Source organism: Pseudomonas sp. Sample_24 (genome assembly GCF_004307605.1).
Classification (GTDB): domain Bacteria; phylum Pseudomonadota; class Gammaproteobacteria; order Pseudomonadales; family Pseudomonadaceae; genus Aquipseudomonas.
The window spans coordinates 65,105-81,784 of the sequence record NZ_RCNW01000321.1; the positions used below are offsets into that span (position 1 = coordinate 65,105).

Annotated in this window: 16 protein-coding genes; 10 read left to right on the top strand and 6 right to left on the bottom strand. The window is 57.6% G+C overall.

Annotated elements, in window-relative coordinates; all coding sequences use genetic code 11:
• Positions 1-5: 5 nt before the first annotated feature.
• Positions 6-224, top strand: coding sequence for a DUF2970 domain-containing protein (locus D8V06_RS17365; RefSeq protein WP_056852822.1), 219 nt, complete (start codon positions 6-8; stop codon positions 222-224).
• A 6-nt stretch (positions 225-230) separates the two neighbouring features.
• Here D8V06_RS17365 and D8V06_RS17370 read toward each other — a convergent pair whose 3' ends face one another.
• Complete coding sequence (locus tag D8V06_RS17370; RefSeq protein WP_056852823.1) at positions 231-1,316, bottom strand: ABC transporter substrate-binding protein; 1,086 nt, start codon at positions 1,314-1,316, stop codon at positions 231-233.
• A 519-nt stretch (positions 1,317-1,835) separates the two neighbouring features.
• Between D8V06_RS17370 and D8V06_RS17375 the strand changes: the two genes are divergently transcribed.
• Both D8V06_RS17375 and D8V06_RS17380 read left to right on the top strand, forming a co-directional pair.
• Positions 1,836-3,494 carry a nitrite/sulfite reductase gene (locus D8V06_RS17375; protein ID WP_130931400.1) on the top strand — a complete coding sequence of 553 codons (1,659 nt, stop codon included), beginning with the start codon at positions 1,836-1,838 and terminating at the stop codon, positions 3,492-3,494.
• A complete protein-coding gene (locus D8V06_RS17380) occupies positions 3,478-3,972 on the top strand; it encodes a DUF934 domain-containing protein (RefSeq protein ID WP_056852825.1) in 495 nt (164 codons plus the stop codon). The genes D8V06_RS17375 and D8V06_RS17380 overlap by 17 nt, the downstream gene beginning before the upstream one ends.
• A 59-nt stretch (positions 3,973-4,031) precedes the next feature.
• Here D8V06_RS17380 and D8V06_RS17385 read toward each other — a convergent pair whose 3' ends face one another.
• From D8V06_RS17385 to sohB, 3 genes are all read right to left on the bottom strand, one after another.
• A complete protein-coding gene (locus tag D8V06_RS17385; RefSeq protein ID WP_130931401.1) occupies positions 4,032-7,883 on the bottom strand; it encodes a DUF6543 domain-containing protein in 3,852 nt (1,283 codons plus the stop codon).
• A gap of 176 nt (positions 7,884-8,059) precedes the next feature.
• Positions 8,060-8,365, bottom strand: coding sequence for a hypothetical protein (locus D8V06_RS17390; RefSeq protein ID WP_056852827.1), 306 nt, complete (start codon positions 8,363-8,365; stop codon positions 8,060-8,062).
• Between the two features lie 193 nt (positions 8,366-8,558).
• Positions 8,559-9,581 (bottom strand): protease SohB, encoded by a 1,023-nt coding sequence (sohB, locus tag D8V06_RS17395; protein WP_130903439.1) that lies wholly within the window; start codon positions 9,579-9,581, stop codon positions 8,559-8,561.
• Positions 9,582-9,782: 201 nt separating this feature from the next.
• Between sohB and D8V06_RS17400 the strand changes: the two genes are divergently transcribed.
• From D8V06_RS17400 to D8V06_RS17420, 5 genes are all read left to right on the top strand, one after another.
• The gene (locus D8V06_RS17400) at positions 9,783-10,493 is read left to right on the top strand and encodes a histidine phosphatase family protein (protein ID WP_130931402.1); all 711 of its coding nucleotides are present in this window, start codon (positions 9,783-9,785) and stop codon (positions 10,491-10,493) included.
• A 79-nt stretch (positions 10,494-10,572) separates the two neighbouring features.
• Positions 10,573-10,887, top strand: coding sequence for an SCP2 sterol-binding domain-containing protein (locus tag D8V06_RS17405; protein WP_007987439.1), 315 nt, complete (start codon positions 10,573-10,575; stop codon positions 10,885-10,887).
• A 141-nt stretch (positions 10,888-11,028) separates the two neighbouring features.
• A complete protein-coding gene (locus D8V06_RS17410; RefSeq protein ID WP_056852830.1) occupies positions 11,029-11,892 on the top strand; it encodes a LysR family transcriptional regulator in 864 nt (287 codons plus the stop codon).
• A 106-nt stretch (positions 11,893-11,998) separates the two neighbouring features.
• Positions 11,999-13,144: an SRPBCC family protein gene (locus D8V06_RS17415; protein ID WP_130931403.1), complete on the top strand. Its 1,146-nt coding sequence runs from the start codon at positions 11,999-12,001 to the stop codon at positions 13,142-13,144.
• Positions 13,141-14,229 carry an SMP-30/gluconolactonase/LRE family protein gene (locus tag D8V06_RS17420; protein ID WP_130931404.1) on the top strand — a complete coding sequence of 363 codons (1,089 nt, stop codon included), beginning with the start codon at positions 13,141-13,143 and terminating at the stop codon, positions 14,227-14,229. Before D8V06_RS17415 ends, D8V06_RS17420 begins: the two co-directional genes overlap by 4 nt.
• Positions 14,230-14,283: 54 nt before the next feature.
• Here D8V06_RS17420 and D8V06_RS17425 read toward each other — a convergent pair whose 3' ends face one another.
• Positions 14,284-14,517: a DUF465 domain-containing protein gene (locus D8V06_RS17425; RefSeq protein ID WP_056852833.1), complete on the bottom strand. Its 234-nt coding sequence runs from the start codon at positions 14,515-14,517 to the stop codon at positions 14,284-14,286.
• A 242-nt stretch (positions 14,518-14,759) separates the two neighbouring features.
• Here D8V06_RS17425 and D8V06_RS17430 point away from each other — a divergent pair, with 242 nt between their 5' ends.
• On the top strand, positions 14,760-15,278 hold the full coding sequence (locus D8V06_RS17430) for a DUF4142 domain-containing protein (protein WP_056852834.1): 519 nt from the start codon (positions 14,760-14,762) through the stop codon (positions 15,276-15,278).
• A gap of 60 nt (positions 15,279-15,338) precedes the next feature.
• Here the strand turns inward: D8V06_RS17430 and D8V06_RS17435 are convergent, their stop codons facing one another.
• Positions 15,339-15,563 (bottom strand): hypothetical protein, encoded by a 225-nt coding sequence (locus tag D8V06_RS17435; protein ID WP_056852835.1) that lies wholly within the window; start codon positions 15,561-15,563, stop codon positions 15,339-15,341.
• A gap of 262 nt (positions 15,564-15,825) precedes the next feature.
• Here D8V06_RS17435 and D8V06_RS17440 point away from each other — a divergent pair, with 262 nt between their 5' ends.
• A complete protein-coding gene (locus D8V06_RS17440; RefSeq protein ID WP_130907495.1) occupies positions 15,826-16,677 on the top strand; it encodes an STAS domain-containing protein in 852 nt (283 codons plus the stop codon).
• Positions 16,678-16,680: the final 3 nt, after the last annotated feature.

Here is a 16,680-nt window from a genome sequence, read left to right on the forward strand (position 1 = left end):
GGTTTATGGACGATCCAGCCGATAACAAGCCGCCCACTTTCTGGCAGATGTTGCACAGCGTCATGGCGGCAGCGTTCGGGGTGCAGAGCGGCAAGAACCGGGCGCGGGACTTCACCCATGGCAAGCCGAGTCATTTCGTGATCCTGGGGATTTTGTTCACCACGGTGTTTGCCCTGACGCTGTTCGGCATCGTCAAACTGGTGCTGCTGCTGGCAGGGATCTGAAACGGGTCAGTGCATCAGGGTTTGCAGGCTGAACGGATAGCGGTATGACGCGGGTCGTCCCTTGGCCGAAAGCTTGTGAAAATCCACCCCGTAGTCCTGCGTGCGACTCATTGCCAACAGTCGTTTGGCTTGCGAACGGTTGATCAGTTGCAACAGTGGAATCTGTCGGTCGCGACCGCCGTACTGGCTGATGTCGATCCCTTCGTCATAATCATGCAGTTCAACCAACGCCCAGCCGCCCAGGCTGAAATGCCCGCCAAGCAATACGCTCAAGCGATTGTCGAGCAGAGCCTGCAATGCCTCGGGTGAATTGTTGATGGCGCCGAACAACGCGTCCTTGCCCGGGACTCCCCCTGATTCGACATACGCCTGCATGACGCCAAACGCCATTTCGTCGTTGGCCGCCCACACCAGTGAAGTCTGCGGATAGCGCTTGAACAGCAGCTTGGCTTGCTCGTAGGCGCGCTGACGGGTCCAGCCGCCATACACCAGCTGGCGCAAACGCACTTGCGGGTGTTCCGCCAGCGCCCGACGCATGCCTTTTTCCCGCAACTGCGCCGAGGGCGTCACTTTCAGCCCGGAAAAAGCCAGCAGATCAATCATTTCGCCCGGTGCTACCGGAGGATGCGAGCGAATCAGTTCCTTGAGCATCAGGTAACCGCCCTCCTCGTCATTGGGCACCAGGCTGCCGATCCAGTCGGGATACTTGTTCGGTCGGGCGCCGAGCAGTTTTATCTGATCCACCGTCAGGGCATTGTTGACCATGAATAACTTCACCCCGCTGCCTTGAGCCAGGCGCAGTACTTCGGGGGCGACCGATTGCTCGTTGACGAACACCAGATAGTCGGGGCGATCGCTGCCCTGCAGGGCTTCGCGTGCCTGCTTGATAATGTTTTCAGGAACCCGGTCGGAATACTGGATGCGCAGGTCCATGCCCAGATCAGCGGCGGCCGCCTGCATGAATTGCGAATAGCTGACCCAAAAGGCTTCCCTGGTGGTCCCCGGGTTGAGGAACAGCACTGACGCCGCTTGAGCACACGGTCCCGCGACCATGCCCAGCGCCAGCAATGCACCCCTTAGAAACTTCAACATGTGTCGTCCGAGCCCCCGGAAATTCGCCACGCATTATAGCCAGCGAACGTCCGCAAAACGGCGTTTATTGCGGTTTTTGTCCGACAATCGTCGGAACGAGGCTCGGTCGGGTCGGTTATTGATGACTTACCCAGAATACGGCGGTGCCGACCACAAGAATGATCAGGAACAGAATCGCCCAGGCATCGACTGTGCTGTCGCTTTTCCTTGCTTTGGTTGGGTTGCTCATTGCATCGCCTCTTGTCGGTTTTATCGGTGATTGCATAAGGACTCGACCACAGTTAAGACGATGATTGCCCGCACGACAAATGTGGGTTATCTAACAACCCTTCTCGTTAGGCGATTTGGTTCTTTATATATACTCAAACATCACTTTTGCGCATAACTGCAAACTGGTATCTTGCCCCGGCTCCATTAGGAGTGCGCGGCCGTGCGCGCAGAATTGCAGAGGCTCTTGGACTGCGGCAAGCAAAAAACGCAGCTGCATCCGAGCGACCCAAGCCTGAGAACAGGACTTATATGTACGTATACGACGAATACGATCAGCGGATCATCGAGGACCGCGTCAAGCAGTTCCGTGATCAGACCCGACGCTATCTGGCAGGTGAGCTGAGCGAAGAAGAATTCCGCCCCCTGCGCCTGCAAAATGGCCTTTACATCCAGCGTTTCGCACCGATGTTGCGAGTCGCGGTGCCTTACGGCCAGCTGACTTCGCGACAAATGCGAATGATGGCCAAGATCGCCCGTGACTACGACAAGGGCTACGCCCATATCAGTACCCGGCAGAACGTGCAGTTCAACTGGCCGGCCGTGGAAGATATCCCGGACATCCTCGCTGAACTGGCCACCGTGCAGATGCACGCGATCCAGACCAGCGGCAACTGCCTGCGCAACGTCACCACCGACCAGTTCGCCGGTGTCGCCGCCGACGAACTCATCGACCCGCGCCCATGGTGCGAGATCGTCCGCCAGTGGACCACGTTCCACCCGGAATTCGCCTACCTGCCACGCAAATTCAAGATCGCCGTGAACGGTTCGACCTCCGACCGTGCCGCCATCGAAGTCCACGACATCGGCCTTGAGCCGGTGCACAACGCCGCTGGCGAACTGGGCTTCCGTGTGCTGGTCGGCGGTGGTTTGGGGCGTACCCCTGTGGTGGGCGCATTCATCAATGAATTCCTGCCGTGGCAAGACCTGTTGAGCTATCTCGACGCCATCCTGCGTGTCTACAACCGCTATGGCCGTCGCGACAACAAGTACAAGGCGCGGATCAAGATCCTGGTGAAAGCGCTGACGCCTGAAGTTTTCGCGCAGAAAGTCGATGCGGAAATGGAGCACCTGCGCGGTGGCCAGACCACGCTGACCGAAGCCGAGGTACATCGCGTCGCCAAACATTTCGTCGATCCAGACTACAAGTCCCTCGGCAACCAGAACGCTGCCCTGGCAGAACTCGACCAGCAACACCCGGGCTTCGCCCGCTGGCGCGCGCGCAACACCCTGGCCCACAAGAAGCCGGGTTATGTTGCCGTGACCCTGTCGTTGAAGCCGACCGGTGTAGCACCGGGCGACATCACTGACAAGCAGCTGGACGCCGTGGCCGACCTGGCCGAGCGCTATAGCTTCGGTCAACTGCGCACCTCCCACGAACAGAACATCATTCTGGCCGACGTTGAACAGGACAAATTGTTCACGCTGTGGGGCGAATTGCGCGAGAAAGGTTTCGCCACGCCGAACATCGGCCTGCTGACTGACATCATCTGCTGCCCGGGCGGCGATTTCTGCTCCCTGGCCAACGCCAAGTCGATCCCGATCGCCGAATCGATCCAGCGCCGTTTCGACGACCTGGACTACCTGTTCGATATCGGCGAACTGGACCTGAACATCTCCGGTTGCATGAACGCCTGCGGTCACCACCACGTCGGCCACATCGGCATTCTCGGGGTGGACAAGAAAGGCGAAGAGTTCTATCAGGTTTCCCTCGGCGGCAGCGCCAGTCGCGACGCCAGCCTGGGCAAGATCCTTGGCCCGTCCTTCGCTCAGGAAGACATGCCTGACGTGATCGAGAAGCTGATCGACGTGTACATCGAACAACGTACCGAAGACGAGCGCTTCATCGACACCTATCAGCGTATTGGCATCGACCTCTTCAAGGAACGCGTCTATGCAGCGAATCATTAAGAACAACGCCGTCGTCGACGAAACCTGGCACCTGCTGCCCAAGGATTTCAACATCGACGAGATCACCAACTGCGACGACTACATCGTTCCGCTGCAATTGTGGCGCGAACACAGCCGTATGCTCCTGGCCCGCGACGGCGGCCTGGGTATCTGGCTGGATGCCGATGAAGAAGCCGAGGAAATCGGCGAGGACGTCGAGAGTTTCCAGGTCATCGCCTTGAACTTCCCGGCCTTCACCGATGGCCGCAACTACTCCAACGCCCGTCTGCTGCGTGACCGCTACGGTTTCAAAGGCGAATTGCGGGCGATTGGCGACGTGCTGCGCGATCAATTGTTCTACATGCACCGCTGCGGTTTCGATGCATTCGCGATCCGTGCCGATAAAGACCCGTACGAAGCCCTGGAAGGTCTCAAGGACTTCTCGGTGACCTATCAGGCCGCCACCGACGAACCGCTGCCGCTGTTCCGTCGCCGTTGACCGCTGTAGCCCTGCTCCCCATCGGCAGCAGGGCTATTGGCTACCCGCCCTTGAAATCCTTATTGCTGGATGGGAATCGGTTGCCCCAACGCCGCCCAGTCCCGGTATAACTGCGCACGGCTTTCCAATGCCGTGAACACCGCGACAGGGTTATCCAGAGCGCCCGCCGGAATCGGCGTATTGCGGGTCAAGCGCTCCAGCAGTTCATCCGATGCATCCGCATCGACCAGCAGTCGCCAGACCCGTGTTTGAAGATCCAGGTAATTGACCCGGAAATCCGCGGTGAGGGTCAGGGTATTCATCGTTCCTAAAAATCGCCCACCTCCCGGCCTGAGCGCCAGGCGCTGCCAGACCTCAAGCCGAGCGTTTCGCTGCGTTCCTTCAATCCCGTTCAACCAGGCCAGCGGATCCGAATACGCGGGGCCAGGCGCACCCAGCCACAAGTTGATGCCTGTTTGCTCCCGATGCGTGACCAACCGCCGCAAGGTGTCCTCATCATCCAGCGGGTTATTCCACAGCAGCACCCGATCCCTGGCGATGGCTTGATTCAGCACGGCCTGCGGCACTCGGCGAATGCCGTTGTTGCGCAGATCCAGGGTCGTCAGGTAAGGCTGATCCATGACCCCGATGGGGCACGTGGTAATGCGGGTGTTGTTCAGATTGAGCGAACGTAGCTTGTCCATTCCCAGTATCACCGGTGGAACGCGCAACGGGTTTTCGCTCAAGTCCAGCGATTGCAGATTGGTCAGCGAGCTCAACTGCGCTGCCGTGGTTTCCTCAAAGGTCAGTTGGGTGGCACGCAGATTCAAGGTTGTCAGATGCTGCAACTGTGCAACGGCCGGTGGCAACACAGATTCCAGTTCACCATCGAGGTTGAATAACCGCAGGTCAGTGTCTTGCAGATTGAGTGTCCGCAGGTTCGCAAAACACTCCAGAAAGCCATTGAGCGTCTCTCCTTCCGTCAACTGCAACTGCTGCAGATTCAGCCCGATGACATCATTGAAACGCACGTTGAGCGCCGGCAGCCGATGGTAGTCTTCGTGGCTCATGTCCATCACGAAACCATCGACATGATTGCCTGAATAGTGGCTATGTTCCTGCGGTGCGCGTTTTTTCCAGATGGCGATCAACTCTTCGGCCAACTCGTCACGAGTCGCCGTTTCCTGGCGCATGGTGTCCTGGACCATCTGTGCATTGCGCAAAGCAAGTTGCGCGTGGGTCAATCCTTCTGTTCCAGGATCGCCCATGTTCAGGAACGGGATATCCATTTCGTCGATATCCACTCCCACCTGATCGATCCAGGTATCGATGTCCATATGGAGTTGATGCATTTGCTGGCGCAACGTGTCGATGTGGCGTTGCGCACCACTGCCCAGAGGTAGCAGAACGTCATCGGCCTCACCGTCGGTGAATTCAGGATAGATCTCCCTGAGCTGCAACCTCATGATTTCGTGGGTCAATTGCGCGGCGTGGGGCGTATCCGGAAAACCTCCGCCTTTCAAGCCCTGTGCTTCGAAGGGCAAACCGGAGTCCATCCTGCCCAACCCCAGCATGAGCTCTGAACGGGGCAACGGTCGGTCACCGATCTTGAGTTTAAGTTGTTTGCCCGGGTCACTGGATATCAGCCCTAAGGCCGAGCGCTCATCCTCTGACAACAGCTCTGCAACCGCTGAGTAGACATCGGTGGTTGAAGCAGCTTGCGTGGACGGCAGATATCCCGCCTCCACCCTGATCAGGATCCGGCAATCCGGCGCTTCGAGCGGTCCGCTGCGATCCAGCAGGCGTCCGCCGATGGAAGCTTCGCGCACTTCGATGCGCAAGCCTTTGGGCCAGCCTGGCAGACGGCTCATTGAATGCAGGGCCAGGGTGTCCGACGCAGGACTGGCGATTGACTGCATATAAAGACCTTCATAGGCCCGGTTCAAGCGCACATGCTGCTGGTATTGACGAGCCTTGCCATCGAGTTGTCTGAACAGCCACCGGGCCTGGGAAGCGTCCGGTGCCGCCGTCAAATCAACCCCATAGCGATCGAGCATCTGTTCCACAGCCCTTCTTGGCAATTCGGGATATTGGCGCTGGAACAGCTTCACCCATTCGAATTCGGACTGCTGCAGCGTCTGATAGCGCTGATTGAAAAGGTCAGCTGGTGCGGTGGATGAATGGGTTTGTGCCATGACCTCCTGATCGATGCTGAAGCGCTCAATGGTGTCCGCCAGCAACGGAGTCGGCGGCCGGCCAGACTGCATCAGGCGCAGCATGTCATTGTCGACCGCACTGACCTTGCCGATCTGTGCCAGCACCTCGTCACTGAATGTGCCCGCAGGCGCGCCGACGCCCCGCAGCAGATCCACCCGTGAGGGCATTGGCCCAGGTGGCGGTGCAGGCAATGCGGTGGGTTCGGGATGGGGTCCGGTTGCGGGTTCGCGCGGTAAGTCTTGCGACGGGATCAGCTTGCCAGCCTGAGCCTCTTCGCCAATGGCCGACGTGGCATCCGCAACCAGAGGCAACGCGTTGAGCAACCCGAAGACCGTGCGGGTCACACCCTCGGAACGCTGTTCGGCCGTTTCAGCAGTTACTGCCTGATCCAGGCCATAGGCCGCATCGAGCAGCCCGGCCAGGGCCAGAAAACCCTCACCGCCCGGGACGAACAATGCCAGGGGACCGAATCGGTTGACCCATTGCACAATGGGTTCGATGACCGCGTTCAAATTATCGCGGTTGACCTGGGCGTCATCACGAATAGTATCGACGCTGGCCTGAGCGGCCTGCTTCATGCTCGATACCAGTTGCGCGAAAGGGTCGGTTCTCGGGGAAGCCAGGTCGAAGGCAATGTAATCATCGGGGTTCCAATAGCCATCGTCATTGAAGAAGCCGGCCTGCTTCGTCAACCGATGCTCCCTGGGGTATTGCGCCATGCCCTCCAGCGCGGTAAGTACACCGGCGTGAAAGGTGCCGTCGCTGCGATCCTCTTTGGCGAAGTGCGCAGCCAGCGCCTGCCTCGTTTCGGCGTCCCGCGCCTGGTCAACGACCCACCGGCGCAGCTGGGAGGTATCGGTAAACTCGTGCAAGGGTGAAGAGTTGCCCGGGACAAACATCAACACTCTGCCGCTGGACCGCTCGCGGTAACACCAGATATCCGTTGCGGTGTATCGGTAAAGCCTGAGACGGTTTGCCTGCACATTCGAAGGCATTCGTGTCACGGCTTGCAGCTGCTCGATCGTCAATGTCCCCCAGGTCTGGCCGACAGGCAAACCCGCCGCCTGCATCGCCAGCTCCAGGCCCTCTGGAGACAGGCTGTTTTCTTGCCGTTGCAGCCAGGAGGACATGACAAACGCGGCTTTGGTGGATGTTCTCAGGGCAAAAGGTTCGGCAGCCGCAATCACCTCGTCGGTGGGCCACGCTTTGTCGACATAGTCCCTGTACAAATCCTTGAAAGACAGCTGCCAGACCCATTTCTTGAAATCTGCGGGCCGCACATTGATTTGGGTCTGCGGCCCGAAGGTTTGCGGCACTGTCTGCCGATAAATACCTTCATAGGTTTTGTGATTACCGCTACCGTCATCGGCGAATTCATCGACATGCTCAACGACGCGAACGGCCGGCCCGATATCCGGCTGCGTGTACAGACCGAAAGCCGTTTCACCGAAATGCCCGTCGCCGACGGTCTGGTAATTGCTGAGCAGCACCTGAACCAGGCTTTGCGAATTCGCGACCTGTCCCTGGTAAATGCCGTCCTGTGCAGGATGGCCGCGGTAATCGTAATCGAGGGTGACAAGCAGGGCATCCTGCGGATCGATAGCCCATTTTTGCTTGATCAGATACTCGGCAAACTGGGTCGGGGTTTGTGGCAGCGTAGTGTCGACAGCGACCTTCAGCGCCTCGTACAGGGGTTGGAGAGGATACTCGTTCATTGCGCAGTCCGTTGCAGTGGAAGGATTTCACTCTAACCAATGTGAACGTTTTGCAATGTGGGAAGAAGCAGATAGCACTTGTAGGAGCGGGCTCGCCTTGACCACCGTCACCCATAAAAAAGTCTTGATGACGTTGATCATCAAGACCTTACTTGAACTTCGCTTCTAAAGAAGGGTTAAAACGCGACTTGCTGCAGTCCTCTTTTCTGAATGGCATATGCCAATGCAGCGACATCTTCAAATAACGTACCGTTCAAACTTCCCCAGTTTGCACCTACGATGAAAACCTTGAAGTCCGGCTTCGACGGACTGGGCTGATGGCGCCTGATAAGGGTGAACAGGATTTCACCATTGGATCGATGGACAACCTTGTGATCCTTTTTGGGCCGTAGATCGATAAGAAACATGGACTCTTCGGGCAATAGCTTTACAAAAAGAGCTAAGTCATCCGGATTACCATTGTATTGAGTGCTTATTTCCATTGTGCAACTTCCTTGCTGCTGATTAGGGAAAGCCGATTCTAATCAATGCACCTGACAAGTAAACGCCATTAATAAGCACAAAATATTTATTGGACTAGAGATTCTAATACTTAACTAACGCATTCAACTTTCCGCCCAAAATAAAACCGCAGCTAACGCTGCGGTTTTATTGAGTGCCGGTGTAGCTCATGCATTACCAGAATCGATTTTGTGTCAGGCGTCCCCACACGTTCATCAGCACACGCTCCACCGAACCACTGGCCGCCATGCCAATGCGTTCCTGCAGGCTTTTGCGTTCGGCATAGTGCAGGTGATAGAGCTCGGACTGCTTGGCACGCTCGGCCAGGTATTCGTCGCTGGTCTTGAGTTCGTCCACCAGTTGCTTGTCGAGCGCCGCGACACCCAGCCAGATTTCGCCAGTGGCGACTTCGTCGATGGCCAGTTGCGGGCGGTAGCGTGATACGAAGTTCTTGAACAGTTGGTGAGTAATGTCCAGGTCTTCCTGGAACTTCTCCCGGCCCTTCTCGGTGTTTTCGCCGAACACCGTCAAGGTGCGCTTGTATTCACCGGCCGTCAGCACTTCGAAGTCGATGTCGTGTTTTTTCAGCAGGCGATTGACGTTGGGCAATTGTGCCACCACGCCGATCGAACCGAGAATCGCGAACGGTGCACTGATGATCTTCTCGCCTATGCACGCCATCATGTAGCCGCCGCTGGCTGCCACTTTGTCGATGCACACGGTCAATGGCACGCCGGCTTCACGGATACGCGCCAGCTGCGAAGATGCCAGTCCGTAGCTATGGACCATACCGCCACCACTTTCCAGACGCAGCACCACTTCGTCTTTCGGGGTGGCGAGGGTCAGCAGTGCGGTGATTTCATGGCGCAGGCTTTCCGTGGCCGACGCCTTGATGTCACCGTCGAAATCCAGCACGAACACCCGTGGTTTGGCCTCGGGCTTTTTCTTCTGTTTTTTCTCGGTCTTGGCTTCGACCTTGCGCAAGGCCTTGAGCTGATCCTTGTCGAGCAAGGTTTGCTCCAGGCGTTCACGCAGCCCTTTGTAGAAATCATTGAGCTTGCTGACCTGTAACTGCCCGGCCGATTTACGTCGACCTTTGCTGCGCAAGGCCGCAAAACTGGCCAGGACCACCAGAATGGCGATCACCAGGGTCACAGTCTTGGCCAGAAAAATGGCGTACTCGGAAAAAAACTCCACAGGGACTCCTCAAACGATGCGCGACATCTACGCGCGCGGGATGCCTCCAGCATACCCATGCGCCAGCCTTGCGACCAGCCGTGAAACCTCTGGCAACACGGCTGGAACGAGCATTTCAAACAAGCGTATGTTTTTTCATTGACAGCTCACCGCCATCCTCATAACCTCGCCAAACCTTCAACGTACCGGGATGACGCGGACGTGGGCAGCATCTATTTGATTCGACATGGCCAGGCCTCCTTTGGTGCAGACGACTATGACGTCCTGTCGCCGACCGGTATCCGTCAGGCAGAAATCCTCGGCCAACACCTGGCCGAACTCGGTATCAGCTTCGATCGCTGCATTGCGGGCGACCTGCGTCGCCAGCAGCACACGGCCAACAGCGCCCTGGCGCAATTTGCCGCCGTAGGGCTGCCGGTTCCCATCCTCGAGACCGATTGCGCTTTCAACGAGTTCGATGCCGACGCAGTGATTCGCGCGCTGTTGCCCGCCATGCTGCCGGACGAACCCGAAGCCCTGAACATTTTGCGCAACGCGGCGCAAAACCGCGGCGAATTTCAGCGCATCTTCGCCCTGATCATCGAGCGCTGGCTGGCGGGCACCTACGACACGCCGGGCCTGGAAAGCTGGCTGGGTTTTGTCGAGCGTGTACAGGCCGGCCTGCACCGGATCCTCGAACAGGCCGACAACACGCAGAAAATCGCCGTGTTCACCTCCGGCGGCACCATCACTGCCCTGCTCCATCTCATTACGCAAATGCCTGCCAAACAGGCTTTTGAATTGAACTGGCAAATCGTCAACACCTCGCTCAACCATTTGAAGTTTCGTGGTCGCGAGGTGGCTCTGGCTTCCTTCAACAGTAATGCGCACCTGCAACTGCTGAAGGCCCCGGAACTCATCACGTTTCGCTGAGTCCGGACTATTGTGACCCTGGCTGTAATCACCCAGCTCTAATTACCCTGCTCTATCTATCAGAAAAAAGGATCAAACCATGACCTCCGTAGCAGATGCAGTACAAGCAATGAAAGCCAAGTTCAACCCAGCCGCTGCTGCCGGTCTGGACCTGGTCTTCGGTTTCCGCATCGACGACACCAAGAACTTTTCGCTGATCGTCAAGGACCAGACCTGCGAACTGCAGGAAGGCGAGAACCCGGACGCCCAGGTCACTCTGGTGATGGACGGCGAAACCCTGGAAGGCATCGTCAGCGGTGAAACCGACGGCATGCAAGCGTTCATGGGCGGCAAACTGCGCGCTGAAGGCGACATGATGCTGGCGATGAAACTGTCCGAGCTGTTCCCAAGCTAAGCATGTCGCTCCCGGCTTTTCGGGAGCACGCCTGGCTACAAACGAATCCCGCCCTGGTGGCGGGATTTGTCGTTTTCGGTGCCTGTAGCCTGCGCACAATTACGCTCTTACAATGCCTGCACTCTTCGCACCGGCCGCCCCATGGACATCGACCTAGCCCGCACCTTCCTGGAAATCGTCCGCCACGGCAGCCTTGCCGCAGCCGCCGAAAAACTTCACGTCACCCAGACCGCAATCACCGCCCGAGTGCAGAAACTCGAAAGCCAATTGGGCAGCACCCTGTTCGTGCGCAATCGCGCCGGCGCCCGGTTGACGCCCAATGGCGAAGCCTTCGTGGTGTACGCCAACCAGTTGGTGGAAACCTGGGCAGCGGCGCGGCGCGATCTACCATTGCCCGAGGGTTACCACGATGTGTTGCATATCGGCGGAGAGGTCAGCCTGTGCAACCCGCTGATGCTCAGTTGGGCCGCTGAACTGCGGGAAAAAATTCCCGGCCACGCCCTGCGCATGGAAATTCGTGACGGTGAAAACCTGCTTCGTCAACTGGAACTCGGGGTGCTGGATGCAGCGCTGGTCTATCAACCCGAGTACTGGCCGCGTCTGCAAGTCGAGCAGATTCTCGAAGAAAAACTCATCCTCGTCCGCCATCCTGCGCGTCCTGACCCTTACGTGTATATCGATTGGGGCCCGGACTTCCGGCGCCAGCACGATGCGGCGTTACCGGAGAAAGCCAAGGCTGCGCTGAGCTTCAATCTTGGCCCGCTGGCCTTGCAATACATTCTGGAAAACGGCGGCAGTGGCTATTTCCGCACCCGCGTCGTGCAGAGCTATCTGGAAAGCGGCGTGCTGGAGTCCGTCGCGAAAGCCCCGGAATTCAGTTATCCCACCTACCTGGTCTACTCCCGCGATCGCGACTCGGAAACCCTGCAACAGGCTTTCGATCTACTGCGCGAAGTGATCAAGTCCGATGACGACTGGTCGCAACGCTGGAACCCGCTGACGTGAGTCCGGTTTGCACCGGATCATGGCCGTTGTGTCCTCAAGGTTCGGCGGGACAACCTGTCGAAATCGTCTAATCTGCTGGAGATAATAAAAACGACAGGTGATTGCAGTGAGGCAGACCACCGAAGCATTCCGCAGCCGCTACCGCGCCGACATCCACCCCCGCTACAACCCCTGGTTACATGGCATTTTTGTATTGTTGTTCGGCATGCTGGCCATCGCCATGTTCTGGACTAGCGTGCACCAGGTGCGCCCGCTGCAATGGCTGGCGGTGCCGTTGACCCTGCTGGCGTTCAGCTTTGGCGTTTACATCGTGCATCGGCATCTGGGGCATCACAAAAAAGCCTTCGCACGGATGTTCTATGCCCGCCATGCCGGCGACCATCACAGCTTCTTCGCCCCCGGGCACATGACTTACGACAACGCCCGCGACTGGCGGGTGATCCTGTTTCCCGCATGGCTGATCGTGTTGCACACACTGGTGATCGCCCTGCCCCTCTGGTGGCTGCTCAATCAGTTTGACGCCAACGTCGCCGGCCTGGTGGGCGGGTGCATGGTCCTCGGTTATCTCACGTATGAAGTGTTTCATGCCTGCGAACATTTGCCGCCGCACAATCCGCTGACACGCCTGCCGTGGATTCGTCAGATGCGTCGCCTGCATGAACTGCACCATCGCCGCGAGATGATGCAGGAGCGCAATTTCAACATTGTTTTTCCGTTGATGGATTACCTGTTCGGCACCCTTTACTGGGAACCGGAGCAGGCCTCCCCGTACCTGACGAGAACAGCCATGACCCGCATGCAGCACCAGATTGAGATTGCCGGCAACCCCATCGAGGTTCTCGCCTACGCCAGCACCGTGAGCCTCTGGCCGCAGTGGCATCCATCATCGTTGAAGATCAATGGCCAGAAAGGTTCGTTGCATGCCGGCGCCCGGTTCGAAGAAGACATCCGTGCCGGTGGCCGCGACGGGCATTTGCGTTGGGTGGTCGACGAGTATCTGCCCGGACGGCGTTGGATTGCCCGGGCTGATGGCGACCATGGACTGTCGCTGGTGGTGACTTACGAATGCGAGGCCCAAGGCGACAGCACGCGGTTTGTCCGCACGCTGGAGTATCAATTCAGTGGTCTGGCGATGCGCATTGCCAATCGGTTGCTGCTCAAGCGGCGAATAGATCACGAGTCGGCGGCGTCGATGCTGGCTTTGCGCGAGATGGCACAAAGGCACCTGGCACAATCAGGAGTCGGCGCGTGAGTCGATCGATCAGGTTCCACCATTGGGTGTTGCTGCTGATTGTTGCCATTGGCGGGTTCCTGCTGCTGATGCCGACCAAGGTGCAACCGGTGGCCTGGACGCCGTCACCTGCTCCGCCCCTCACCACAGGTGTCTACGCCGACAATCAGCGCCTCAAAGGCCTCGAGCGCGTGGGTGCAGTGGACATCGACGGCCCGGAAGCACTGCTGCTGGAAAATGATGCACTGATCAGCGGTTTGCATGACGGCCGCGTCATCCGCACCAGCCTGGATGGCAAGATCACCAAAATGCTCGCCGATACCGGTGGCCGACCATTGGGGCTGGCCCGCCATCCAAATGGCTTGCTGGTCATCGCTGACGCGGTCAAAGGCTTGCTGTCGCTCGATGCACAAGGTCGACTGGTGGCGTTGACCACCGAGGCCAACGGTGTGCCCTTTGGTTTCACTGACGACGTGGTCATCGACAAACCGGGGCACTTTGCTTATTTCAGCGATGCTTCCAGCCGCTTTGGCTATGGCAAGGATGGCGAGGCAATCTTCGAGCATGGTGGCGACGGTCGATTGCTGCGTTATGACTTTCAGACCGGTAAAACTTCGGTCCTGTTGGACAAACTGGAGTTCGCCAACGGCGTGACGCTGGGTCCCGAAGATGCCTACGTTCTGGTCAATGAAACGGGCGCCTATCGCATCAGCCGCTATTGGTTGACCGGACCGAACGCCGGTACCCACGAGATATTCATCGACAACCTGCCGGGCTTGCCGGACAACCTGTCATTCAATGGCCGCGACCGCTTCTGGGTGGCGCTGTATGCACCGCGCAACGCTCTGCTCGATGCCACCGCACCTCACCCGTATTTGCGCAAGATGATCGTGCGAGCCATGACCATACTGCCCAAACCCGTGGAAAAACGTGGTTTTGTGCTGGGTCTGGATCTGCAAGGCAAGGTCATCGCCAACCTGCAGGACGGCAGCAGCGGCAACTACTCCCCGATTACCACAGTGCGCGAGTATGGAGACTGGTTGTATTTCGGTTCGCTGAAGGCAAGGAACATGGCGCGCTTGCCCTTGAGCAGCGCACTGCAATAACGCCGGAACAATGCGGGAGCGAGCAACCTCGCTCCTGCAACTCTCGAATCGTGATCAGGTCCGCGACTGCAGCTGTCTGACGATTTTGTCCTTGACCTCCAGGCGCTTGGCCTTGAGCTTCGTCACCGCATCATCGCTGGATTTGGCTTGCTCGGCCTTCACCACCTCGGCGTCTGCCAGGGAATACTTGTTGATCAGTGAATCCAGTAACGGATCCTTGGTGCGTTTCTGCTGGATTTCTTCCTTTGTGCAACTCAGATCCTGAAAAAGGTCGTGTGGCACCGGCATGGAACACCTCCGTTTGTTAATCGGCAGCGAACGCGACTGATTGCGCTCGCCAACTATCAGAATGGCCTCGGTTGGACGGTTCTGTCGACCACCTGTCAGACCAGCGGCGTCCGTTCGTCGTCCTGTCGCAAATGCGATAAAACCTTTGCCGGTAAATCCGCCTCCACAGCTTAACGATCACTGCGGATCGCCCATCAAACCTGCCCTTAAAACCTGACCTTGAAACCAAGCGGAGAAAACCAATGGACGGATTCAAAATGCGCCACCTCGCCTTGGTCGTAGCCCTGAGCACCAGCATGGGCGCGGCATTCGCTGCCACTTCCAATGATTTCGTCGACAAAGCCGCAGCGGGTGGTATTGCCGAAATCGAAACCAGCCGGCTGGCGCTGGAAAAAAGCCAATCGGCGGACGTCAAGGCATTCGCCAACATGATGATCACCGATCATGGCAAGGCCAATGACGAACTGGCGGCCATCGCGAAGAAAAACGACATTGAAGTGCCAGACGAAACCACCTTGGTAAAGCAGGCCAAGGAAAAAATCCTCGACATGCGCGATGAATCGTTCGATGCGGCCTACGCAAACAATCAGGTCAAGGCCCACGAAGAAACCATCGAACTATTCAAGAAAGAAGCAAATACGGTAACGGATGACAAAACCAAAGGCGCCGTCGAACTCAAAGGCTTCGCCCAGAAAATGTTGCCGGGACTGCAAAAACACCTGGACATGGCGAAGAAACTGCAAGCTGCGCATGCCAAGTAAATGATCGCAGCGCAAAAAAGAAAGCCGCACGTTAGATGCGGCTTTCTTTATTTGCGGATTTCAGCCGCCATCGGTGTCGATATCGGCATCGGTGTCATCGCTGGGTTTTGGGCGGTCCGGGTTGGGTTTGAAGCCCGGGCTGAACTCATTGTCGTTATCGGTATGGCGGTTTTTCTGGTCAACCGCGTCATCGCCGCTTTGCGGCTGCGGGGTGTTTTCCACGGGTTCGCCAAGGTTGTCGCTTTGCGGTCGATCCTTTTGCGGCGTTATCGATTGCTCTTTCATGGTTACGTCCTCGTCACTGCATCCGCGCGGCCAGACTCAATAGCCGAGCCTTGAAGTTTCGAAGTCGGTGGAGCGTCAGGGTTCCTTCGGAGCACTGATTCTCCGTGAAAAACTACCGAAACGGCCTTCGCCGACTAAAGTCCATGTGCCGAAATGAAAAAAAGCCTTGGAAAACCAACAACTATTTCATCCGGCAAAGGTCATTCAACTGCGCCGGTCATTTTTTGGGGAGTCGGCGCTTAAACTCAAGGAGTAAAGTCTCATGGCGGCACTGCAATCCACCACGCTCGATGCAATGAAAAAGAACTCGGCACAATTGCTTGCCCAATGGACAAACGACCTCGAAACCAGTGGTGCCACACGCAATATCAAAGTCCAGGACCTTCAGCAGCAAACGTCGCAGTTCCTCGAGCTGATCATCTCGGGCCTGCAGAGTGGCAACACCCAGAATATCGCCGCCCCGGGCTGGGACGACATTCGCCAGTTTCTCGAAAAACTCTCCCATAGCCGTGCCCTGCTGGGCCACGACTCTCAGCAGACCGCCAGTTTCATCTTCGCCTTGAAAGGGCCGTTGTTTGCCCTGCTGCAAAATCACTATCAGGACAGTCCGGCGCTATTGGCCGAACAGCTTCTGGAAGTCTCCGAACTGCTCGACGCCCTGGGCCTGCACACTATCCGCACCTTCCAGAAATCCCGCGAGGCGGTGATCAAGCGTCAGCAGGAAGAACTGCTGGAACTGTCGACGCCGGTGGTCAAACTCTGGGATGGCGTATTGGCGCTGCCGATGATCGGCACCCTGGATTCGCAACGTACTCAGGTGGTCATGGAATCGCTGTTGCAGCGAATCGTCGACACCGGTTCGGAAATTGCCATTATCGACATCACGGGTGTGCCCACCGTCGATACGCTGGTGGCGCAACACCTGCTCAAAACCGTTACGGCGATTCGCCTGATGGGCGCCGATTGCATCATCAGTGGTGTGCGTCCGCAGATTGCCCAGACCATCGTGCACCTGGGCCTGGACCTGCAAGGCGTGGTGACCAAAGCCAATCTGGCCGATGCCCTGAAACTGGCACTGACCCGGTTGGGAATGACCATCAGCAAGGCGGTGTGAGCT